General features: G+C 57.6%; 17 protein-coding genes. 9 read left to right on the plus strand and 8 right to left on the minus strand.

Features of this window, described 5'->3' with window-relative positions:
• Positions 1-46: 46 nt before the first annotated feature.
• Genes ACR42C_RS02250 through ACR42C_RS02265 form a run of 4 tightly spaced genes read right to left on the minus strand, consistent with a single transcriptional unit; the run spans position 47 to position 4,498 of the window.
• On the minus strand, positions 47-1,069 hold the full coding sequence (locus ACR42C_RS02250) for a Gfo/Idh/MocA family protein (RefSeq protein WP_116343590.1): 1,023 nt from the start codon (positions 1,067-1,069) through the stop codon (positions 47-49).
• A gap of 12 nt (positions 1,070-1,081) precedes the next feature.
• Positions 1,082-2,149, minus strand: coding sequence for a Gfo/Idh/MocA family protein (locus ACR42C_RS02255; RefSeq protein ID WP_479984692.1), 1,068 nt, complete (start codon positions 2,147-2,149; stop codon positions 1,082-1,084).
• Positions 2,146-3,330 carry a Gfo/Idh/MocA family protein gene (locus ACR42C_RS02260; protein ID WP_116343588.1) on the minus strand — a complete coding sequence of 395 codons (1,185 nt, stop codon included), beginning with the start codon at positions 3,328-3,330 and terminating at the stop codon, positions 2,146-2,148. Before ACR42C_RS02260 ends, ACR42C_RS02255 begins: the two co-directional genes overlap by 4 nt.
• A 16-nt stretch (positions 3,331-3,346) precedes the next feature.
• Positions 3,347-4,498, minus strand: coding sequence for a Gfo/Idh/MocA family protein (locus ACR42C_RS02265; RefSeq protein WP_316379799.1), 1,152 nt, complete (start codon positions 4,496-4,498; stop codon positions 3,347-3,349).
• Between the two features lie 193 nt (positions 4,499-4,691).
• Here ACR42C_RS02265 and ACR42C_RS02270 point away from each other — a divergent pair, with 193 nt between their 5' ends.
• A complete protein-coding gene (locus ACR42C_RS02270; RefSeq protein ID WP_116343586.1) occupies positions 4,692-5,750 on the plus strand; it encodes a LacI family DNA-binding transcriptional regulator in 1,059 nt (352 codons plus the stop codon).
• Here the strand turns inward: ACR42C_RS02270 and msrA are convergent, their stop codons facing one another.
• Complete coding sequence (gene msrA / locus ACR42C_RS02275) at positions 5,751-6,392, minus strand: peptide-methionine (S)-S-oxide reductase MsrA (RefSeq protein WP_116343585.1); 642 nt, start codon at positions 6,390-6,392, stop codon at positions 5,751-5,753.
• 223 nt (positions 6,393-6,615) lie between these two features.
• Between msrA and tamA the strand changes: the two genes are divergently transcribed.
• From tamA to ACR42C_RS02290, 3 genes are read left to right on the plus strand one after another with little or no spacing between them, the layout of a single operon-like run.
• Complete coding sequence (gene tamA / locus ACR42C_RS02280; protein WP_116343584.1) at positions 6,616-8,349, plus strand: autotransporter assembly complex protein TamA; 1,734 nt, start codon at positions 6,616-6,618, stop codon at positions 8,347-8,349.
• Positions 8,346-12,122: an autotransporter assembly complex protein TamB gene (tamB, locus tag ACR42C_RS02285; protein ID WP_479984693.1), complete on the plus strand. Its 3,777-nt coding sequence runs from the start codon at positions 8,346-8,348 to the stop codon at positions 12,120-12,122. The genes tamA and tamB overlap by 4 nt, the downstream gene beginning before the upstream one ends.
• 2 nt (positions 12,123-12,124) lie before the next feature.
• Entirely contained in the window at positions 12,125-12,469 is a 345-nt protein-coding gene (locus tag ACR42C_RS02290) for a gamma-glutamylcyclotransferase family protein (protein WP_008501424.1), read from the plus strand.
• 54 nt (positions 12,470-12,523) lie between these two features.
• Here ACR42C_RS02290 and ppa read toward each other — a convergent pair whose 3' ends face one another.
• On the minus strand, positions 12,524-13,054 hold the full coding sequence (ppa, locus tag ACR42C_RS02295) for an inorganic diphosphatase (protein WP_041911466.1): 531 nt from the start codon (positions 13,052-13,054) through the stop codon (positions 12,524-12,526).
• 309 nt (positions 13,055-13,363) lie between these two features.
• Here ppa and ytfQ point away from each other — a divergent pair, with 309 nt between their 5' ends.
• The 5 genes from ytfQ (at position 13,364) to ACR42C_RS02320 (ending at position 19,647) form a co-directional block, all read left to right on the plus strand.
• Entirely contained in the window at positions 13,364-14,320 is a 957-nt protein-coding gene (gene ytfQ, locus ACR42C_RS02300; RefSeq protein ID WP_021240696.1) for a galactofuranose ABC transporter substrate-binding protein YtfQ, read from the plus strand.
• Between the two features lie 135 nt (positions 14,321-14,455).
• Positions 14,456-15,958, plus strand: a complete 1,503-nt coding sequence (ytfR, locus tag ACR42C_RS02305; RefSeq protein WP_233003414.1) for a galactofuranose ABC transporter, ATP-binding protein YtfR — start codon at positions 14,456-14,458, stop codon at positions 15,956-15,958.
• 10 nt (positions 15,959-15,968) lie between these two features.
• Positions 15,969-16,994 (plus strand): galactofuranose ABC transporter, ATP-binding protein YtfT, encoded by a 1,026-nt coding sequence (gene ytfT, locus ACR42C_RS02310; RefSeq protein WP_162874996.1) that lies wholly within the window; start codon positions 15,969-15,971, stop codon positions 16,992-16,994.
• Positions 16,981-17,982, plus strand: coding sequence for a galactofuranose ABC transporter, permease protein YjfF (gene yjfF, locus ACR42C_RS02315; RefSeq protein ID WP_166709927.1), 1,002 nt, complete (start codon positions 16,981-16,983; stop codon positions 17,980-17,982). The genes ytfT and yjfF overlap by 14 nt, the downstream gene beginning before the upstream one ends.
• Positions 17,983-18,075: 93 nt before the next feature.
• Positions 18,076-19,647, plus strand: coding sequence for a methyl-accepting chemotaxis protein (locus ACR42C_RS02320; protein ID WP_316379796.1), 1,572 nt, complete (start codon positions 18,076-18,078; stop codon positions 19,645-19,647).
• Here ACR42C_RS02320 and ACR42C_RS02325 read toward each other — a convergent pair.
• Both ACR42C_RS02325 and fbp read right to left on the minus strand, forming a co-directional pair.
• Positions 19,619-19,975, minus strand: a complete 357-nt coding sequence (locus ACR42C_RS02325; RefSeq protein ID WP_320720151.1) for a helix-turn-helix domain-containing protein — start codon at positions 19,973-19,975, stop codon at positions 19,619-19,621. The two genes, ACR42C_RS02320 and ACR42C_RS02325, sit on opposite strands and share 29 nt — an antisense overlap.
• 150 nt (positions 19,976-20,125) lie before the next feature.
• A complete protein-coding gene (gene fbp / locus ACR42C_RS02330) occupies positions 20,126-21,124 on the minus strand; it encodes a class 1 fructose-bisphosphatase (RefSeq protein ID WP_023310178.1) in 999 nt (332 codons plus the stop codon).
• Between the last annotated feature and the right edge of the window lie 117 nt (positions 21,125-21,241).

Raw genomic sequence — 21,241 nt, forward strand, 5'->3', positions numbered from 1 at the left:
GTTTTCAGGTCGTATTTTTATTTACTGCTGGACGACACATTACGTTCTAATTATTGATATCTATCCATTGTCTCAATTGAGATGAGCGATAAAGGGCCTCCACAAGCGCGAGTGATTTTCCGGCAGAATGGATATCGGTGTAGTCCGTTTCTCCCGAGTGATTAATGGCGTGATAAAAACGGCGGATCGCCTGCTGATGTCCCAGCCCCCAGTAGCTTTTGACCGAGCCGTCAGGGGAGTCATCGCTCACCAGCCTGCGACGCTCGCCGGGGGTGATGCGCCAGAGCACGTTGTCATTCAATAACAGCGAACCCCGTTCGCAGTGGATTTCCAGCCAGAGAGGGGAATCCACGGTATTGCAGTTGCTGGCATAAAACAGGCCGCGCGCGCCGTTGGCAAAGTGCAGCGTCGCCATTGCGCTGTCTTCCCCTTCGGTGACGTCCGCCAGTTCACCGCTATCCACCACGCCTTTCAGACGCGTCACGCCGCCAGTGAACCACTGCATCAGGTCAAGGGTATGGATCGCCTGGTTGATCAGCAGGCTGCCGCCTTCCGTTGCCAGCCGTCCACGCCACGGGCTTTCGGTGTAGTACGCCCCCGAGCGTGACCACGTCAGCACCGCTTTCATACTGAGCATCTTCCCCAGTTCGCCATCGTTCAGCGCCTGACGGATGCGCAGGCTGGTGGGGTTGAGCCGGTTCTGATAGCAAACGCCAAGCAGGCCTGGAGCCTGCTCAACGGCGCGGGCGATGTCGTCGAGTTCGCTGCTGTTCATCCCTACCGGTTTTTCGCAGAACACATGCTTCCCGGCAGAGAGTGCATCCAGGATCATGCGTTTATGTTCGAAATGCGGCGTGCAGATATGGACCACGTCGATGGCATCATCCCGCAGCATTTCCCGGTAATCCTGATAAAAACGGCACTGGTAATCCATCGCCAGCTTCAGTCCTTTGACGCTGTCGATGTCTACCAGCGCGCGCAGCGCGACGTTGGGGATCTGGCGTAAGGCGTTCACATGGCAGCCGTGAATCGCGCCGGCGCCGATAACCGCCGTGTTCAGGATCGTCATCGTTACCTCCCGTTATGCCGTCGCGTTGGCCAGCATCTGTGCCTTCACGCAGAGCTCCGCCGCCTTGAAGGCGTGCGACTGCGTCATGGCGTTTTCGGTACGGTGCAGGCAGTCGAGGATCAGTTCACCAAAGAACGGGAACCCGACCTGCCCAGCCACCGGATAACGGAATTCCCCCTCTTTATTGACCAGGTAAACCACGTCCTGCTCGCCGCGAGTGAGATCGACATATTTACGGATTTCGATATAGCCTTCGGTGCCGAGCAGCGTCAGGCGGCCGTCGCCCCAGGTTGAGAGCCCGTCCGGGGTGAACCAGTCGCAGCGGAAATAGCCGCTGGCGCCGTTTTCTCCTTTCAGCATGGCATCGCCAAAATCTTCAAATGCCGGGTACTGCGGGTGTTTAACGTTGCGAACATGGCTTGCCACCACGGAGGCCTCGCTGTTTCCGGTGTAAAACAGGAACTGCTCAATCTGGTGGCTGCCGATATCGCACAAAATGCCGCCGAAGTAACGACGATCGTAGAACCAGTCCGGGCGACCGGTGCCTTCCCGGTGCGGGCCGGTTCCCAGGGTTTGCACGACGCGGCCAATCGCGCCCTGCTGCACCAGCTGTCCGGCAAAAACCGCACTCTCTACGTGCAGGCGTTCACTGTAGTACACCGCGTATTTCTTCCCGGTTTTCTCCACCATCGCTTTAGCGTCGGCCAGCTGTTCAAGGGTGGTGAGCGGTGCTTTATCCGTGAAGTAGTCCTTGCCCGCCGCCATTGCTTTCAGCCCCAGCGCGCAGCGTTCGGACGGGATGGCCGCACCCGCAACCAGACGCACCTCGTCGTCGTTGAGTATCACCTCCAGCGACTCCGCCACTTTTGCCTGCGGGTACTGCTGGATAAATTTATCTACTTTTGCCGGGTCAGGGTCGTACACCCACTTCAGCGTGGCGCCGGCTTCAATCAGGCCGTTACTCATCCCGTAGATATGGCCGTGGTCGAGCGCGGCGGCGGCAAACACAAACTCTCCTTCCCTGACAACGGGCTGCGGTTTGCCCACCGGGGCGTAGTTCATTCCGTCATTTTTGTTCATGCTGATACTCCTCGATCCAGATCTTTACCCAGAGGGATAGCGCCCACTTCGCTGAAGTTGGCGACGCTTGCAGATTTTTCATAAAAACGGGGGGCGAGGGCGTTGGTCCCGCCGGTGCGATAAAACGGGTCATCGCGCTGAATCGGCAGCGAAACCACGCTCCGGGTAATGGCAGATTTATAGATCGCGGTAATCAGCTCCAGCGAGCGTTTGCCCTGTAACCCATCCACTAACGGCGCCGTGCCGTGTTCGATGGCATAAAGCAGATCGTTAATCTGCCCGGCGTGCAGAGTCCATTCGAGTTTCCGGGTGTCGTGAAAAACGGCGTTGAGCTGCGCTTCTCGCGACAGATCGTTAGTTTCCTGCGGGAAGCCATTATCGGCACTGACGCTGGCGAAGGCCTGCCACGGCGCGGAGATGCGCGCCTTATCGCCCTGAATGACGATCTTCTGATCTTCCCCGTGGTGCACAACGGAGGCGGTAAGCTGCGCGAGCGCGCCGCCGGGGTATTTGAAAATTGCCGCGCTGAGGTCTTCCACTTCGGCGTTGTCGTGCGCCACGTTGGTCATCATCGCCACCACCTCTGACGGAAAGCCGAGCATCCACTGAATGGCGTCGATATGGTGTACCGCGTGGTTCAGGGTGCAGCCGCCGCCCTCTTTTTCCCAGGTGCCGCGCCACCACAGGTCGTAGTAGCAGTGTCCGCGCCACCAGAGCGAATCCACCTGCGCGTGGCAAATCTTCCCGGCGAGCCCCGATTCCAGCGCGGCTTTTAAGCGCCAGAAGGCATCGGTAAAACGGTTCTGGGCAATGATGGAGAGCGTCTTGCCGCTGGCCTTTTGTGCGGCGATCATCGCGTCGCACTCCTCCAGCGAGGCGGCCATCGGTTTTTCGCACAGCACGTGGCAACCCGCGTGCAGGGCATCAATGCTGATTTCTGCATGGACGTAAGGCGGGGTACATACGTCGACGATGTGGATATCTGCCTCTGACGCCAGCATCTGCTGGTGGCTTTCATACACGCGCGCATCCGTCAGGCCGTAGCGCGTTTTTTTCTCGTGGGCTTTTTCCGGGTAGATATCGACCAGCGCGACGATCCGGCAGCGCTGGTCAAACTGCAAATAGCCCTGAATATGGTTATGGGAGATATTCCCTGTTCCCACGATGGCGACATTTAACATCGTTTTATCTCCGAAGTTACCAGGTGCCAGAGGCGTCCAGCGTGACGCTGGCGGTCTCTTTAGCTACTGAGGTGCTGATACGCTGTTGAAGCAGGCGCAGATACTGTTTCTCGTTGAGCGGCAGGTCGACCCAGTCGTCTGTCCAGGTGGAGAGGTGCATGGCGTTGGAGAGCGTCAGCCCGCGGATCCCATCCAGACCCGGCGCAATCAGCGGCTCGCCGCGAAGGATGGCGGCACAGAAGTTGGCGGTAATAACGTGATGATCGCTGCATTCCGGGGCGACGGGGAGCGTCACCTCCCAGCATTCAGGTTCACCGAAGCCGTTTTGCCAGCGGGCGTTGAAGGCGGTTTCGGACTCACGCAGCCGCCAGTAGCGCAGCTTGCCCTCTTCGACGACCACCTTGCCGCGGTCGCCGACGATTTCCAGCCGGTTGGTACCCGGCGTTTCCGCCACGGTGGTGATAAACACGCCGGTCGCGCCGTTGGCATACTCAGCGTAGGCGGTGACCTCGTCTTCCACTTCGATATCGCGATGCTTGCCGAACTGACAGAACGCGCGCAGGCGGACCGGCATCCCCACCAGCCACTGCCAGAGATCGAGCTGATGCGGGTCCTGGTTGAGCAGCACGCCGCCGCCTTCTCCTTTCCAGGTGGCGCGCCAGCCGCCGGAGTTGTAGTAGCTCTGCGAGCGATACCAGTTGGTGATGATCCAGTTGGAGCGGCGGATCTCACCCAGCTCGCCGCTGTCGATAAGATCTTTCACCTTCAGGTAAAGCGGATTGGGGCGCTGGTTGTACATGATGCCAAACACCACGTCGCACTCCCGGGCGCAGGCGTTCATCTCCTGCACCTGCGCCGTATATACGCCTGCCGGTTTTTCACACAGGGTGTGAATGCCGTTGCGCATCGCCAGCATCGACAGGCGCGGATGTTCGTAGTGCGGCGTCGCGACAATCACCGCGTCGATAAGCCCGCTCTGGAGCATCTCCTGCGCGTCGCTGAATAACGGGAGGGTGCCGACCAGTTGGCGAATAGCCGGATGCTTTTCAACGGCATTATCGCAAACTGCCGTCAGGCAGGCGTCGCTGACCGTACCCGCCAGTAAATAGCGTGCGTGGACCGTACCGATATTACCTATTCCAATAATGCCAAAACGTACCTTCTCCATGTCACACCTTAATTTCTGTTGAAAAGAAGTGATGACCGGAAAATAGGAAAGGCGAGCCGCAGCGACAATGTGTTTTTGTGAGAATACTCGCAAGGTGGTTAAGTAATCTCCAGGCTTTTTGAAATTTGGTTTTAAAATCAAAAGGCTGTTTCTGCAAATATTTGCAAAAACTGAATGAGAGCGAGGTCACACTATGCCCGGCAGGTTAAAAATGGAGGAAATTGCGGCCCTGACGGGCTTTTCCGTCAGCACGGTTTCGCGGGTGTTAAGCGGCAAATCGTATACCAGCGATAAAGCCCGGGAGGCGATCGTTCGCACCGCACGAGAATTAGGCGTACTGGAGTCAATGGCGAGCGGAAGGCTATTAATTAACGGTATCGCTGTTTTTGCACCAGAAAGAACCTTTCAGGGACGCGGGGATATTTTTTATCTGGAAGTGACGAAAGGGATTGCTGAAGCCTGCGCGCGGCACAACGTGTGGGTCAGCTGCTGTGGATTAGAAGAGCAGCACGCCGATGTGAAATTATTTATGGAAAAGGCCAGCCAGAAGAATATCAACGCGATAATTATTATTGGGACTGATGATTCCACCATATTTAAACTCGCCAGCACGCTGAATAAGCCCTGCGTATTAATTAATTCCGTTGACCGGGATCGGGAGCTGGATGCCGTTTCGCCCGATCACCGGGCGATTGGCTTTACCGCCATGCAGTATCTTTTTGAGCAGGGACATCGGCGGGTACTCACGCTCACCTGCCTGCGGCGAGAAACGCTGTATGCGCGTCTGGACGGCATTAAAGAGGCGTACCGCCATTTTCACGTGGCCTTTGATCCCCAGCGAGATTTGCTGGTGACGGAGTGGTTTACCGCAGAGGAGGCCGAGCGGGCGCTGGATGCGTGGCTGATGAATCATGACAGATCCCAGTGGCCGGAGGTTATTTTCCCGAACAGCACCAGTATGGTGGAGGGGGTAGTCAGGGCGTTAACCCGCCACGGGCTGCGCATTCCGGAAGACATTTCGCTGATTACGACCGATTTTGCATGGAACCTGGCGCACCGTCTGGAAAAACCGGTCACGGGCGTGACGGTGCCCTGTCGCGAGCTGGGGATTGAAGCCGTACACCTGCTGCAAACGCGGCTCAACCGGCCGCAGGCGCCGGTCTTTAACCTGCTGCTGCAGGGGAAGGTAATGGACTACGGTTCGGTCAGTAACGCCACGCGCCACGCGGCTCGCGTGGCGCTGGAACGCTAATCAGGCCAGCTGTGGCGGCAGACAGACGCCGATGCCCCCGATACCGCAGTAGCCGTACGGATTTTTGTGCAGGTACTGCTGGTGATCGTCCTCGGCATAGTAGAACGGTTTCGCGGCGGCGATCTCTGTCGTCACGTCGCGCGTATCACCCGCTTCACGCATGGCCTGCTGGAAACGCTCAAGGCTGGCGCGTGCGGCGGCGTCCTGCTCAGGCGTGAGCGGATAAATCGCCGAGCGGTACTGCGTGCCGTGGTCGTTGCCCTGACGCATGCCCTGGGCCGGGTCGTGGTTTTCCCAGAAGACCTGCAGGAGCTGTTCGTAGCTAATGACCGCAGGGTCATACACCACGCGGACCGCTTCCGCATGCCCGGTTTCGCCGGAGCAGACTTCGCGGTAGGTTGGGTTCGGCGTGTAACCGCCCGTGTAGCCGGCCGCGGTGCTGTACACGCCGGGCAACTGCCAGAAGAGGCGCTCAACGCCCCAGAAGCAGCCCATGGCGAACAGGGCGATTTCCATTCCATCCGGCACGTTGGTCATTGAATGGTTGTTGACGGCGTGTAAGGTTGCCACAGGCATAGGGGTGTTGCGTCCCGGTAATGCATCAGCTTGTGAAACCAGATGCTTTTTGTCGAATAAACTCACGATGGGGCCTCCCGGGGTGCGATGTTTCGGTTAAGGTTGTCACGAAGCGTTTAATTGAACACAATAAATGCGCTGAATGAGACTAGATTTAATCATAAGAAATATTTGGGTGTTACACCCGTTTTCAACCCACGATTTGGGTTTTTGGCTACCAGGCCGTATTTTGCCGCACAGCGGCGCTTCATTTGCTTCCAGGGTGGAAAAGGGATATTCAGGAGAAAACGTGACAAAAATCCGCCAGTTATGTTTAGTCAGTGTGTTGCTGACAAGCGGGGTTGCCAGCGCGGCGAATGTCCGTTTGCAGGTTGAGGGGTTATCCGGGGCGCTGGAAAAAAACGTGCGTGCGCAGCTGTCGACCATCCAGAGTGATGAGGTGACGCCGGACCGGCGTTTTCGCGCGCGCGTGGATGATGCGATCCGTGAAGGGCTAAAAGCGCTGGGGTATTACGAACCCACCATTGATTTCGATCTCCGCCCGCCGCCAAAGAAGGGGCGTCAGGTGCTTATTGCCCGCGTCTCGCCGGGTGAGCCGGTGCTGATCGGTGGCACGAACGTCATCCTGCGCGGCGGCGCGCGTACCGACCGGGATTACCTGGATCTGCTCAGCACGCGGCCAAAAGTTGGCACCGTGCTCAATCACGGCGACTACGACCACTTCAAAAAAGAGCTGACGAGCGTCTCCCTGCGCAAGGGCTACTTCGACAGCCAGTTCAATAAAAGCCAGCTGGGCATTGCGCTGGATCGACGTCAGGCCTTCTGGGATATCGATTACGACAGTGGAGAACGCTACCGCTTTGGCGATGTGACGTTTGAAGGTTCGCAAATTCGTGAAGAGTACCTGCAAAACCTCGTGCCGTTCAAAAAAGGCGATTACTACCAGTCGAGCGACCTGGCGGAGCTGAACCGTCGTCTTTCTGCTACCGGCTGGTTTAACTCAGTGGTTGTCGCACCGGAATTTGATAAGTCTCGCAAAACCAAGGTGTTGCCGCTGCATGGCGTTGTCTCGCCGCGCACCGAGAACACCATTGAGACCGGTGTTGGCTACTCGACGGACGTCGGCCCGCGCGTGAAGGCCACCTGGAAAAAGCCGTGGATGAACTCTTACGGTCACAGCCTGACCACCAGCGCCAGCATTTCCGCCCCGGAACAGCAGCTTGATTTCAGCTACAAAATGCCGCTGCTGAAAAACCCGCTTGAGCAGTACTATCTGGTCCAGGGGGGCTTTAAGCGTACCGACCTGAACGATACGGAGTCCGACTCCACCACGCTCGCGGTTTCCCGCTTCTGGGATCTCTCCAGCGGCTGGCAGCGCGCCATTAACTTGCGCTGGAGCCTGGACCACTTTACCCAGGCTAACGTCACCAACACCACCATGCTGCTCTATCCTGGGGTGATGATCAGCCGCACCCGCTCGCGCGGCGGCCTGATGCCAACCTGGGGGGATTCACAGCGTTACTCTATCGACTACTCCAATACGATGTGGGGCTCTGACGTCGACTTCACGGTGGTGCAGGCGCAAAACGTCTGGATCCGTACGCTGTATGACAAACACCGCTTTGTCATGCGCGGCAATCTCGGCTGGATTGAAACGGGCGATTTCGAGCGCGTTCCGCCGGACCTGCGCTTCTTCGCCGGGGGCGACCGCAGCATTCGCGGGTATAAGTACAAATCGATCTCGCCTGAAAACGAAAAAGGCCAGCTGACCGGGGCATCAAAACTGGCGACCGGATCGCTGGAGTATCAGTACAACGTCAGCGGCAAGTGGTGGGGCGCCATGTTTGTTGACGGGGGTGAAGCGGTGAACGATATCCGCCGCAGCGATTTCAAAACCGGCGCGGGCGTGGGCGTACGCTGGCAATCACCCGTCGGGCCCATCAAGCTCGATTTCGCCGTGCCGGTCGGCGACAAAGACGAACACGGATTACAGTTTTACATCGGTCTGGGGCCTGAATTATGAGTTTATGGAAGAAAATAAGCCTCGGGGTGCTGATTTTTATCGTGCTGCTGCTCGGTACGGTGGCGTTTCTGGTAGGAACGACGACCGGGCTGCATCTGCTGTTTAACGCCGCGAACCGCTGGGTGCCGGGGCTGGAGATTGGTCAGGTGACGGGCGGCTGGCGCGATCTGCGTCTGAAGAACATCCGCTACGAGCAACCTGGCGTGGCGGTCAACGCCGGGGAATTCCATCTCGCGGTGAAGCTGGGCTGCCTTCGGGACAGTAAGCTCTGCGTGAACGATCTGTCGCTAAAAGACGTCAACGTGGCGATAGACTCAAAGAAGATGCCGCCGTCTGCGCCGGCTGAGGAAGAGGACGGCGGCCCGCTGAATCTCTCCACGCCGTATCCGATTGCGCTTTATCGGGTGGCGCTGGATAACGTCAATATCAAAATCGACGACACCACCGTGTCCGTCATGGACTTCACCTCCGGCCTGCGCTGGCAGGAGAAAAACCTCACCCTGACGCCAACCTCACTGCAGGGGTTGCTGATCGCGCTGCCGAAAGTGGCGGACGTGGCGCAGGAGGAGATCGTCGAGCCGAAGATCCAGAACCCGCAGCCGGAAGAGAAGCCGCTGGGCGAAACGCTGAAAGATCTCTTCTCGAAACCTGTCCTGCCGGAAATGACTGACGTGCATCTGCCGCTGAACCTCAACATTGAGGAGTTCAAAGGCGAACAGCTGCGCCTGACCGGCGATACCGACCTGACGGTCTATAACATGCTGCTGAAAGTCAGCAGCATTGACGGCAACATGAAGCTCGACGCGCTGGATATCGACACCAACCAGGGCTCGGTGAACGCGTCAGGCAACGCCCTGCTGCGCGACAACTGGCCGGTGGATATCACCCTCAACAGCTCGCTTAATATTGACCCGCTGAAGGGCGAAAAAGTGAAGGTTAAAGTGGGCGGGGCGCTGCGCGAGACGCTGGATGTCGGGGTGAATCTCTCCGGCCCGGTAGACATGGCCCTGCGTGCGCAAACCCAGCTGGCGGAAGCCGGGCTGCCTCTCAATCTTGAGGTGGTCAGCAAGCAGCTTTACTGGCCGTTTACCGGCGAAAAACAGTATCAGGCCGATGACCTGAAGCTGAAGCTGAGCGGCAAGATGACCGACTACACGCTCTCGTTCCGCACCGCGGTGAAGGGGCAGGACGTGCCGCCCGCCACTATCACGCTGGATGCTAAAGGCAACGAACAGCAGGTTAACCTCGACAAGCTGACCGTCGCGGCGCTGGAAGGTAAGACCGAGCTGACCGCGCTGCTCGACTGGCAGCAGGCGATCAGCTGGCGCGGCGAACTGAAGCTGAAGGGGATCAACACCGCCAAAGAGGTGCCGGACTGGCCGTCGAAGCTCGATGGTTTGATTAAAACCCGCGGCAGCCTCTACGGCGGTACGTGGCAGATGGACGTGCCGGAAATCAAGCTCACCGGGAACGTGAAGCAGAACAAGGTGAACGTTGAAGGTTCGGTGAAAGGCAACAGCTACCTGCAGTGGGTGATTCCGGGGCTGCACGTGGCGCTGGGCCGCAACACGGCGGATATCAAAGGCGAGCTGGGGGTGAAGGATCTCAATCTGGATGCCACCATCGACGCGCCGAATCTGGATAACGCTCTGCCGGGTCTGGGCGGTACGGCGAAAGGGCTCGTGAAAGTGCGCGGCACCGTGGAGGCGCCGCAGCTGCTGGCGGACATTACCGCCAACAATCTGCGCTGGCAGGAACTGAGCGTTGCCCGCGTCCGCGTGGAAGGGGATGTGAAATCCACCGAGCAGATCGGCGGCAACCTGAACCTGCGCGTGGAGCGCATTTCCCAGCCGGACGTCAACATTAGCCTGGTGACTCTGGACGCCAAAGGGAACGAGAAGCAGCACGATCTCCAGCTGCGTGTGCAGGGCGAACCGGTTTCCGGCCAGCTTCACCTGACCGGCAGCTTCGACCGAAAAGAAGCGCGCTGGAAAGGGACGCTGGACAACACCCGCTTCAACACCCCGGTGGGTCCGCTGGCGCTGTCGCGCTCTATTGCGCTGGACTACCGTAACGCCGAGCAGAAGATCAGCATTGGACCACACTGCTGGACCAACCCGAATGCGGAGCTGTGCGTGCCGCAGACCATTGATGCGGGCGCGGAAGGGCGCGCGCAGATCAACCTCAACCGTTTCGATCTGGCGATGCTTAAACCGTTTATGCCGGATGCCACGCAGGCAAGCGGCGTCTTCAGCGGGAAAGCCGATGTCGCCTGGGACACCACCAAAGAGGGGCTGCCACAGGGCAGCGTTACGCTCTCCGGCCGCAATGTGAAGGTGACGCAGGAGGTGAACGATGCGCCGCTGCCGGTGGCCTTCGATACCCTGAACGTCAGCGCGGACCTGCATAATAACCGTGCGGAGCTGGGATGGCTTATCCGACTGACCAACAACGGCCAGATGGACGGGCAGATACAGATCACCGATCCGCAGGGACGGCGCAATCTGGGCGGTAACGTCAATATTCGGAACTTCAACCTGGCGATGGTGAACCCGATTTTCGCCCGCGGGGAAAAAGCCGAGGGCATGGTGAATGCCAATCTGCGTCTGGCTGGCGACGCGCAAAGCCCTCAGCTGTTCGGCCAGCTGCGGCTCAGCGGTGTGGATATCGACGGTAACTTCATGCCGTTTGATATGCAGCCCAGCCAGATCGCGATGAACTTCAACGGCATGAGCTCGACGCTGAGCGGCTCGGTATTAACTCAGCAGGGGCAAATTAACCTGAGCGGCGACGCGGACTGGAGCCAGCTCGACAACTGGCGAGCCCGTATTGCTGCGAAAGGCAGTAAGGTGCGCATCACCGTACCGCCAATGGTGCGCCTGGACGTCTCGCCGGACGTGGTCTTTGAAGCGACGCCAAGCCTCTTCACCCTGGATGGCCGCGTGGACGTGCCGTGGGCGCGCATCGTGGTTCACGAGGTACCGGAAAGCGCGGTCGGCGTCTCCAGTGATGAAGTTATGCTCAATGAAAATCTGAAACCTGCCGAAGAGAAGAGCGCTGGCATACCGATTAATAGTAACCTTATCGTGCACGTGGGGAATAACGTGCGGTTGGATGCGTTTGGGCTGAAGGCGAGGCTCACGGGCGACCTGAAAGTGGCGCAGGATAAGCAAGGGCTTGGCCTGAACGGGCAGATCAATATCCCTGAAGGGCGTTTCCACGCCTATGGTCAGGATCTGATTGTCCGCAAAGGCGAGCTGCTGTTCTCCGGTCCACCGGATCAACCATTGTTGAACATCGAAGCGATTCGTAACCCGGAAGCGACGGAAAACGACGTCATTGCTGGCGTACGCGTTACCGGCTCTGCCGACGAACCGAAGGCGGAGATCTTCTCTGACCCGGCGATGTCGCAGCAGGAAGCCCTCTCTTACCTGTTGCGCGGACAAGGCCTGGACAGCGGTCAGAGCGACAGCGCGGCGATGACCTCAATGTTGGTCGGCCTGGGGGTTGCACAAAGTGGGCAGGTTGTGGGTAAAATCGGCGAGACGTTCGGCGTAAGCAATCTGGCGCTGGACACCCAGGGCGTGGGTGACTCCTCGCAGGTGGTGGTCAGCGGCTATGTACTGCCGGGTCTGCAGGTAAAATATGGTGTGGGGATCTTTGACTCACTGGCAACACTCACGTTACGCTATCGCCTGATGCCTAAGCTATATCTGGAAGCAGTGTCCGGCGTAGACCAGGCACTTGATCTGCTCTATCAGTTTGAGTTTTAGCAATGCGAATATTTGTCTACGGCAGTTTACGAACCAGGCAAGGCAACAGTCACTGGATGACCAATGCCCAGCTACTGGGGAATTACAATATCGAGAACTACCAGTTGTACAGCCTGGGCCACTATCCAGGCGCGGTTCCCGGCGAAGGAACAGTACAGGGTGAAGTTTATCGTATTGATAACGCGACACTTGCCGAACTTGATGCCTTGCGCACCAGGGGCGGTGAATACGCTCGCCAGTTGATCCAGACGCCGTACGGAAGCGCGTGGATGTATGTCTACCAGCGTCCGGTCGACGGGTTAACGCGGATTGTAAGCGGTAACTGGTTAGACAGAGACCAGTACTGAAAAACGACAACGCCACCGTAAGGTGGCGTTGTTTTTTGTGTCTGGCAGTAAGAATTACTTCTTAGCAGCGCGTTCGAAGGAGGCGATGATTTCTGCTTTCGCCGCTTCTGCGTTGTCCCAGCCGTCAACCTTAACCCATTTGCCTTTTTCGAGGTCTTTGTAGTGCTCGAAGAAGTGGGCGATCTGCGCTTTCAGCAGCTCTGGCAGGTCGTTCACATCTTTAATGTGATCGTACTCTTTGCTCAGCTTGGTGTGCGGTACCGCAACCAGCTTCGCATCTTCACCCGCTTCGTCAGTCATTTTCAGCACGCCAACAGGACGGCAGCGAATGACGGAGCCTGGCTGCAGTGGGTATGGCGTTGGGACCAGCACGTCAACCGGGTCACCGTCCAGAGACAGGGTGTGGTTGATGTAGCCGTAGTTGCACGGATAGAACATTGCGGTAGACATGAAACGGTCAACGAACAGCGCACCGGTGTCTTTGTCGATTTCGTATTTGATTGGATCTGCGTTGGCCGGGATTTCGATAACAACGTAGATGTCTTCTGGCAGTTCTTTACCCGCAGGGACGTTGAGTAAGCTCATGTCGGTGTCCTTAAAAATGGATGGTAAACAAGTGGCAGGTATTATAGCCAACTCACGCCGAATGTCTCCGCCTGTTTTCGCTTTCTCTCCCCGCTAGCCCCACTTTTCAGACCGTTTCCATGACAGAAATATCCATAAACTCAGCCGCATTTTTAATGGTGAAATGAAAGCGATTACAAACTTGTGATTAACGTTTTATTCACTTTTCTGAAGTGTGATGTAACGCAATTCGTTACATATTTCATTGGCTATAGTCATTTCGCAGAACATCTTTTAACCAACAATAAACACCCCTACGAGGACGCTCATATGTGGAAGCGCTTACTTCTTGTCACAGCAGTTTCGGCAGCCATGTCGTCTATGGCGATGGCCGCTCCCTTAACCGTAGGTTTCTCGCAAGTTGGCTCTGAATCCGGCTGGCGTGCGGCAGAAACCAACGTTGCGAAAAGCGAGGCTCAGAAACGCGGTATCACCCTGAAAATCGCCGATGGTCAGCAAAAACAAGAGAATCAGATCAAAGCCGTACGCTCCTTTATCGCCCAGGGCGTGGATGCCATCTTTATTGCACCAGTGGTGGCGACCGGCTGGGAACCCGTCCTGAAGGAAGCGAAAGACGCTGAAATTCCGGTCTTCCTGCTGGACCGTTCCATCGACGTCAAAGACAAATCCCTCTATATGACCACCGTCACTGCCAACAACGTGCTTGAAGGACAGTTAATTGGCGACTGGCTGATTAAACAGGTCGACGGCAAGCCGTGTAACGTCGTTGAGCTGCAGGGCACCGTCGGTGCCAGCGTGGCCATCGACCGTAAGAAAGGGTTTGCTGAGGCCATTGCCAAAGCGCCAAACATCAAGATTATCCGCTCCCAGTCCGGCGACTTTACCCGCAGTAAGGGTAAAGAGGTCATGGAGAGCTTTATCAAGGCTGAAAACAACGGCAAGAACATCTGCATGGTTTACGCCCACAACGATGATATGGCGATCGGCGCAATTCAGGCCATTAAAGAAGCGGGCCTGAAGCCGGGCAAAGACATCCTCACCGGCTCTATCGACGGCGTGCCTGACATCTATAAAGCAATGATCGATGGTGAAGCCAACGCCAGCGTGGAGCTTACGCCAAACATGGCGGGCCCGGCATTCGACGCGCTGGAGAAATTCAAGAAAGACGGCACGATGCCTGAGAAGGTGACCGTCACCAAGTCCACGCTCTACCTGCCGGATACGGCGAAAGAAGAGTTAGAGAAGAAGAAAAATATGGGCTACTAAGCCCCGCCGCGCCCCTCACCCTAGCCCTCTCCCCGGAGGGGAGAGGGAAAAGGCGGGTTGGGCAGAAAATTAAAGACAGGCACGAACATTCCCCTCTCCCCTCCGGGGAGAGGGTCAGGGTGAGGGGCGGACATTATGACCACTGAACAACACCAGGAAATCCTCCGCACAGAGGGCTTAAGCAAATTCTTCCCTGGCGTAAAGGCGCTGGATAACGTCGATTTCAGCCTGCGGCGCGGTGAGATCATGGCGCTGCTGGGCGAGAACGGCGCGGGCAAATCAACGCTGATTAAATCTCTGACCGGCGTGTATCAAGCCGATCGCGGCACCATCTGGCTGGAAGGTAACGCCATTTCGCCAAAAAATACCGCCCATGCCCAGCAGCTGGGGATCGGGACGGTTTACCAGGAAGTGAACCTGCTGCCGAATATGTCGGTGGCGGATAACCTGTTTATTGGCCGCGAGCCACGCCGCTTTGGCCTGCTGCGCCGCAAAGAGATGGAGGCGCGGGCCACGCAACTGATGGAGTCGTACGGCTTCTCCCTCGACGTTCGCGAGCCGCTGAACCGCTTTTCCGTGGCGATGCAGCAGATCGTCGCCATTTGTCGGGCGATCGATCTCTCGGCAAAGGTGCTGATCCTCGACGAACCCACCGCCAGCCTCGATACCCAGGAAGTGGAGATGCTCTTTACCCTGATGCGCCAGCTGCGCGATCGGGGCGTGAGCCTGATCTTCGTCACGCACTTCCTCGATCAGGTGTATGAGGTGAGCGATCGCATTACGGTGCTGCGCAACGGCAGCTTTGTCGGCTGCCGCGAAACCCGCGAGCTCCCGCAGATAGAGCTGGTGAAAATGATGTTGGGCCGTGAGCTGGAAACTAACGCCCTTCAGCGCGCAGGGCGCACGCTGCTGAGCGAGAAGCCGGTCGCCGCGTTCAGCGATTACGGTAAAAAAGGGGTGATCTCGCCGTTTAACCTTGAAGTGCGGCCCGGTGAAATTGTCGGACTGGCGGGCCTGTTAGGCTCAGGACGAACCGAAACCGCCGAGGTGATCTTCGGGATCAAGCCAGCGGACAGCGGCAGCGCGATGATCAAAGGCAAACCGCAAACCCTGCGATCGCCGCATCAGGCGTCGTGTCTGGGCGTCGGCTTCTGCCCGGAAGACCGGAAAACGGACGGAATTATTGCCGCCGCCTCGGTGCGCGAAAATATCATCCTGGCCCTGCAGGCGCAGCGCGGCTGGCTACGCCCGATCCCCCGTAAAGAGCAAAACGCGATCGCCGAGCGCTTTATACGCCAGCTCGGCATCCGCACCCCGAGCGCGGAACAGCCGATTGAGTTCCTCTCCGGCGGTAACCAGCAGAAGGTGCTGCTCTCCCGCTGGCTGCTGACCAAACCCCAGTTCCTGATCCTCGACGAGCCGACGCGCGGTATCGACGTGGGCGCGCACGCCGAAATTATCCGGCTTATCGAAACGCTCTGTGCGGACGGGCTGGCCCTGCTGGTTATTTCGTCCGAGCTGGAAGAGCTGGTGGGCTATGCCGATCGCGTCATTATCATGCGCGATCGCAAACAGGTGGCAGAGATCCCGCTGGATAAGCTGTCCGTTCCGGCAATCATGAATGCCATCGCGGCGTAAGGAGTGAATCGTGATGTCCCGTTCGCTTTCGCAAACCGGTGAGTCAAAGCGCCGCTTTAGCTGGCCAACCGGCACGCCGCAAATTGCGGCACTGCTGGTCGTGCTGCTGGTAGATAGCCTTGTCGCACCGCATTTCTTCCAGATCGTCGTGCAGGATGGCCGCCTGTTTGGCAGCCCGATCGATATTTTAAACCGCGCTGCGCCCGTGGCGCTGCTGGCGATTGGGATGACGCTGGTGATCGCCACCGGCGGGATTGACCTCTCCGTCGGCGCGGTAATGGCAATCGCCGGCGCTACCGCTGCCTCCATGACCGTGGCCGGACACAGCCTGCCGGTGGTACTGCTGGCGGCATTGGGCACCGGGGTGCTGGCCGGACTATGGAACGGCATTCTGGTCGCGGTGCTGAAAATTCAGCCCTTTGTCGCCACCCTTATCTTAATGGTGGCCGGGCGCGGGGTGGCGCAGCTGATTACCTCCGGACAGATTGTCACCTTCAACTCGCCGAGCCTGGCGTGGATCGGCAGCGGCAACCTCCTGTTCTTCCCGACACCGGTGATCGTTGCGCTGATCACGTTAGTGGTGTTCTGGCTCTTCACCCGCAAAACGGCTCTCGGCATGTTCATTGAGGCGGTGGGGATCAACATTCGCGCCGCGCGCAACGCCGGGGTCAACACCCGGCTGATGGTGATGCTGACCTACGTGCTGAGCGGCGTGTGTGCCGCCATCGCCGGGGTCATCGTCGCGGCAGATATCCGCGGGGCCGATGCCAACAACGCCGGGCTCTGGCTGGAGCTGGACGCGATCCTCGCGGTGGTGATCGGCGGCGGGTCGCTAATGGGCGGGCGTTTTAACCTGCTGCTCTCGGTGATTGGCGCGCTGATCATTCAGGGCATGAACACCGGGATCCTGCTTTCGGGGTTCCAGCCGGAACTCAACCAGGTGGTAAAAGCGGTGGTCGTGCTTTGCGTGCTGATCGTCCAGTCGCCGCGCTTTGTCAGCATCATTAAGGGGATCCGTGGCCATGATAAAACGTAATTTACCGTTAACGATCACGCTGGGCGTGTTTGTGCTGGGGTATCTCTACTGCCTCACTCAATTCCCCGGTTTTGCCTCGACGCGCGTGATCTGCAATATCCTGACCGATAACGCCTTTTTAGGCATCATCGCGGTCGGGATGACCTTTGTGATCCTCTCCGGCGGGATCGATCTCTCCGTCGGCTCGGTGATCGCGTTTACGGGCGTATTCCTCGCGAAGGCGATCGGCTTCTGGGGCATCTCTCCGCTGGTGGCGTTTCCGCTGGTGCTGGCGATGGGCTGCGCGTTTGGCGCTTTTATGGGGCTGCTGATCGACGCGTTAAAAATCCCGGCGTTTATCATTACCCTCGCGGGAATGTTCTTCCTGCGCGGGGTGAGCTATCTGGTGTCGGAAGAGTCGATTCCGATTAACCATCCGGTGTATGACACGCTCTCCAGCCTGGCGTGGAAAATTCCCGGCGGCGGTCGCCTCAGCGCAATGGGGCTGCTGATGCTGGGCGTGGTAGTGATTGGCATCTTCCTCGCTCACCGCACCCGGTTCGGCAATCAGGTTTACGCCATCGGCGGCAACGCTACGTCGGCAAACCTGATGGGGATCTCGACCCGCAGCACCACCATCCGCATCTATATGCTCTCGACAGGCCTGGCGACGCTGGCGGGTATCGTCTTCTCGGTGTATACCCAGGCGGGCTATGCCCTTGCAGGCGTAGGCGTGGAGCTGGATGCGATTGCTTCTGTGGTTATCGGCGGCACGCTGCTCAGCGGCGGGGTAGGAACGGTGCTGGGGACGCTGTTCGGCGTGGCCATCCAGGGACTGATACAAACCTATATCAACTTCGACGGCACGCTCAGTTCCTGGTGGACGAAGATCGCCATCGGCATTCTGCTGTTTATTTTTATCGCGCTCCAGCGCGGCCTGACGGTGCTCTGGGAGAACCGACAAAGCTCGCCTGTTACCCGTGTAAACACATCGGTAACAGAGCGATAACACGCTGAATTTACTTAAAGTCTAAACATTTACCGGTAGCGGCCGATACTCTTCTTTTATGTCCAGAAATATCTCGCTACCGGAAATAATATCATGCTTAAAACGCTATCGATTCGTACCGGCTTGCTCTCTTTACTGGCCGTTATGACCCTTCTGCTGCTGATTGTCAGCGGCATCGGCATTTATGCCCTCACACAGAGTTCTTCTTCACTGCAGCGCATTAATCACCTTCAGGGTGAGCAGATGGTGCAGCTTAATTCAGGCTATACGCTGATCCTGCGCGCCCGCAATGAGGCGGGTCAGGCCGTCCGGATGATGGAAATCGGCATGCTGGACGATGCGGCCAAAGCGGTAAAAAACATCAATCAGGAAGTTGCCCTGGCCCAGAAAACGCTGAAAGGCGTGATTGACGGCGGCGTGGCTGACGAGCAGGGGCAGCAGCTCCTCGATAAAGTCGCGGCCAGCCTGGCGACGTATAACCAGCAGGGGATCGGCCCGATGCTGAAAACCCTGAATGACCAGAGCGCGGACAGCTATTACGATCTGCTGGAGAACACGCTGATCCCGGTAGCGAAGCAGTTTGATAACGATATGCAGGCGTTTCAAAAATGGAGCGAAGCGCGAGGTCAGGCGGAAGTGAGCGCCGTGCAGGCGAGCAAAACCCGCGTGCTGATCCTGATTATCGTCGCCGCGCTGCTGACGGCGGGCATTATCGTGCTCGCCTGGCTGGTGCTGCGCCATATGCTGCTTAAGCCGCTGTCGGCCTCCATTGCGCAGCTGGAGAACGTGGCGGCGGGGGACTTAACCCATACGCTGAATGCGCCGGCGAGCCAGGAGTTTAACCGCCTCAACGCGGCGATAGAGGAGATGCGCCAGTCGCTGATGAGCTCGGTTATGCGGGTACGCGATGCCAGCTCGCAAATTGACACCGGCAGCCGCGAGCTGACGGCGGGGAACCGGGATCTTGCCGAGCGCACCGAATCTACCGCCACGTCGCTGGAGCAGACCGCCGCCAGCATGGAGCAGATCACCGCGACGGTGAAGCTCAACGCCGATAATGCCGAGCAGGCGCACCAGCTGGCGAAGTCCGTTTCCGACACCGCCGATCACGGCAGCGAAATGGTCTGCTACGTGATTGAAAAAATGCGCGATATTTCAGGCAGCTCGGCGCGCATCGCCGACATCCTGAGCGTGATCGACGGTATTGCCTTCCAGACCAACATTCTGGCGCTCAACGCCTCCGTGGAAGCGGCGCGCGCGGGCGAGCAGGGACGCGGGTTTGCCGTCGTCGCGGGTGAAGTCCGCAACCTTGCCAGCCGCAGCGCCGACGCGGCGAAAGAGATCCGCTCGCTTATCAGTGATTCGCAGACCCACGTTAACGAGGGCAGCGAGCTGGCCCAGCAGGCGGGTGAAACGATGGATGAGATCGCAACAGAAGTGCTGCGCATGACCAAACTGATGCGCGAAATTGCCACCGCGTCTCAGGAGCAGAGCCGCGGCATTGAGCAGGTGAATATTGCGGTGAACCAGATGGACGAAACCGCGCAGCAGAATGCGGCGCTGGTGCAGCAATCCTCCGCCGCGACCCGCTCCCTTGAGGAGCAGTCACGTCAGCTGATGGAAGCCATGTCATCGTTCAAAGTAACGGCTCAGACTGCGGCATAATATTCCCCGGCCCCGGTGCATTCTGTGCCGGGGTTTTATTTCTCGCGGAATTTACCGCCGCAATATTATCGTGAATATCACCCATTAATATTTCCAGCGAACTGGTTAAGGCTAACGCTTTTTCCGTCGGCTCAAGATATAAACCTTTGCGGGAAAATAAAGGCTCATCAAACAGTTGATTAAAGCGTTTCAACGCCAGGCTCACCGCAGGCCGGGACATCTCCAGGCGCAAAGAGGCTTTTGCCATACTGCCGCAGCGGACGACTTCAATAAATACAGGAATAAGGTTTAAATCAATGCCGGTATTAGCCCGGGAATAATTTTTCATTGCAATTCTGCTCCAGGAAATAATTGTCAAACTGTTATGGAAATAATGCAGGAGCAGGGGTGAATATTAAAGCGTGTTTTTTATAAACACTTATACGGTAAAATATATAAATGTGTCGGGGAGCCAGACTGGCTCCCCGGGGGAGTGGGATTACGCGTCCGGATACTCACGGATAAAACGTTCAACGTCTTCAACCATGTGGTTGTTGCCGACGAAGAATGAACGGCGCTGGTGAAGGCTTTCCGGCACGATATCCAGAATACGCTCTTTACCGTCGCTCGCCTTGCCGCCCGCCTGTTCGGCCAGGAACGCCATCGGGTTGCATTCGTACAGCAGACGCAGCTTCCCGTCCGGGTGGCTGGCGGTGCTTGGGTAAAGGTAGATACCGCCTTTCAGCAGGTTACGGTGGAAATCCGCGACCAGAGAGCCAATATAGCGGGACGTGTAAGGGCGCTGGGTCGCTTTATCTTCTTCCTGACAGAATTTGATGTACTTCTTCACGCCGTTCGGGAAGCGGATGTAGTTGCCTTCGTTGATGGAGTAGGTGTTGCCTTTCTCCGGGAAGCGCATGCGTTCCTGGCTCAGGCAGAAAACGCCCAGTGACGGATCGTACGTAAAGGCGTGAACCCCGCACCCGGTGGTATACACCAGCATGGTGGAGGAGCCATAAACGACGTAACCGGCTGCAACCTGATTAATGCCAGGCTGCAGGAAATCTTCTTCGGTCACCGGCGTGCCAACAGGCGTGACGCGGCGGTAGATGGAGAAAATGGTACCGACAGAAACGTTAACGTCGATGTTGGAGGAGCCGTCGAGCGGATCCATCAGAACAACGTATTTAGCGTGTTCACACCCTTCGAAAACAACAATTTCATCTTCTTCTTCAGAGGCGATACCCGCAACGATGTCGCGCGCGCGCAGTGCAGCTTTCAGTTTTTCATTGGCGAACAGATCGAGTTTCTGCTGAACCTCGCCCTGAACGTTTTCGGCACCGCTGGCACCCAGGATATCGACCAGACCGGCCTTGTTGATATCACGGTGGATGATCTTAGCGCCCAGCTTTATTGCCGACAGCAAAGCAGTGAGTTCACCCGTAGCATGAGAGAACTCGTGCTGCTTTTCGACAATAAATTCACCTAACGTTTTCATAACACTTTCCCTGCATCTTTGTGAGTAGAGCGATTGTATGTTCACTAAAACGACTAAAGCCCAACAATCTTAACAAATATTCAAATAGTAGCGCAGAGGTGAATCGCGCCAGCAACA

The sequence above is a fragment of the Enterobacter sp. MG-EB028 genome (genome assembly GCF_056673305.1).

What these genes read in the sequence shown, in the direction of transcription:
- ACR42C_RS02260 (WP_116343588.1), bottom strand. Translation starts at nt 3,330, where the DNA reads ATGTTAAATGTCGCCATCGTGGGAACAGGGAATATCTCCCATAACCAT.
- ACR42C_RS02290 (WP_008501424.1), top strand. Translation starts at nt 12,125, where the DNA reads ATGCGAATATTTGTCTACGGCAGTTTACGAACCAGGCAAGGCAACAGT.
- ACR42C_RS02255 (WP_479984692.1), bottom strand. Translation starts at nt 2,149, where the DNA reads ATGAACAAAAATGACGGAATGAACTACGCCCCGGTGGGCAAACCGCAG.
- ytfR (WP_233003414.1), top strand. Translation starts at nt 14,456, where the DNA reads ATGACCACTGAACAACACCAGGAAATCCTCCGCACAGAGGGCTTAAGC.
- tamB (WP_479984693.1), top strand. Translation starts at nt 8,346, where the DNA reads ATGAGTTTATGGAAGAAAATAAGCCTCGGGGTGCTGATTTTTATCGTG.
- ACR42C_RS02320 (WP_316379796.1), top strand. Translation starts at nt 18,076, where the DNA reads ATGCTTAAAACGCTATCGATTCGTACCGGCTTGCTCTCTTTACTGGCC.
- ACR42C_RS02270 (WP_116343586.1), top strand. Translation starts at nt 4,692, where the DNA reads ATGCCCGGCAGGTTAAAAATGGAGGAAATTGCGGCCCTGACGGGCTTT.
- ACR42C_RS02250 (WP_116343590.1), bottom strand. Translation starts at nt 1,069, where the DNA reads ATGACGATCCTGAACACGGCGGTTATCGGCGCCGGCGCGATTCACGGC.
- yjfF (WP_166709927.1), top strand. Translation starts at nt 16,981, where the DNA reads ATGATAAAACGTAATTTACCGTTAACGATCACGCTGGGCGTGTTTGTG.
- ACR42C_RS02265 (WP_316379799.1), bottom strand. Translation starts at nt 4,498, where the DNA reads ATGGAGAAGGTACGTTTTGGCATTATTGGAATAGGTAATATCGGTACG.
- ppa (WP_041911466.1), bottom strand. Translation starts at nt 13,054, where the DNA reads ATGAGCTTACTCAACGTCCCTGCGGGTAAAGAACTGCCAGAAGACATC.
- fbp (WP_023310178.1), bottom strand. Translation starts at nt 21,124, where the DNA reads ATGAAAACGTTAGGTGAATTTATTGTCGAAAAGCAGCACGAGTTCTCT.
- ACR42C_RS02325 (WP_320720151.1), bottom strand. Translation starts at nt 19,975, where the DNA reads ATGAAAAATTATTCCCGGGCTAATACCGGCATTGATTTAAACCTTATT.
- ytfQ (WP_021240696.1), top strand. Translation starts at nt 13,364, where the DNA reads ATGTGGAAGCGCTTACTTCTTGTCACAGCAGTTTCGGCAGCCATGTCG.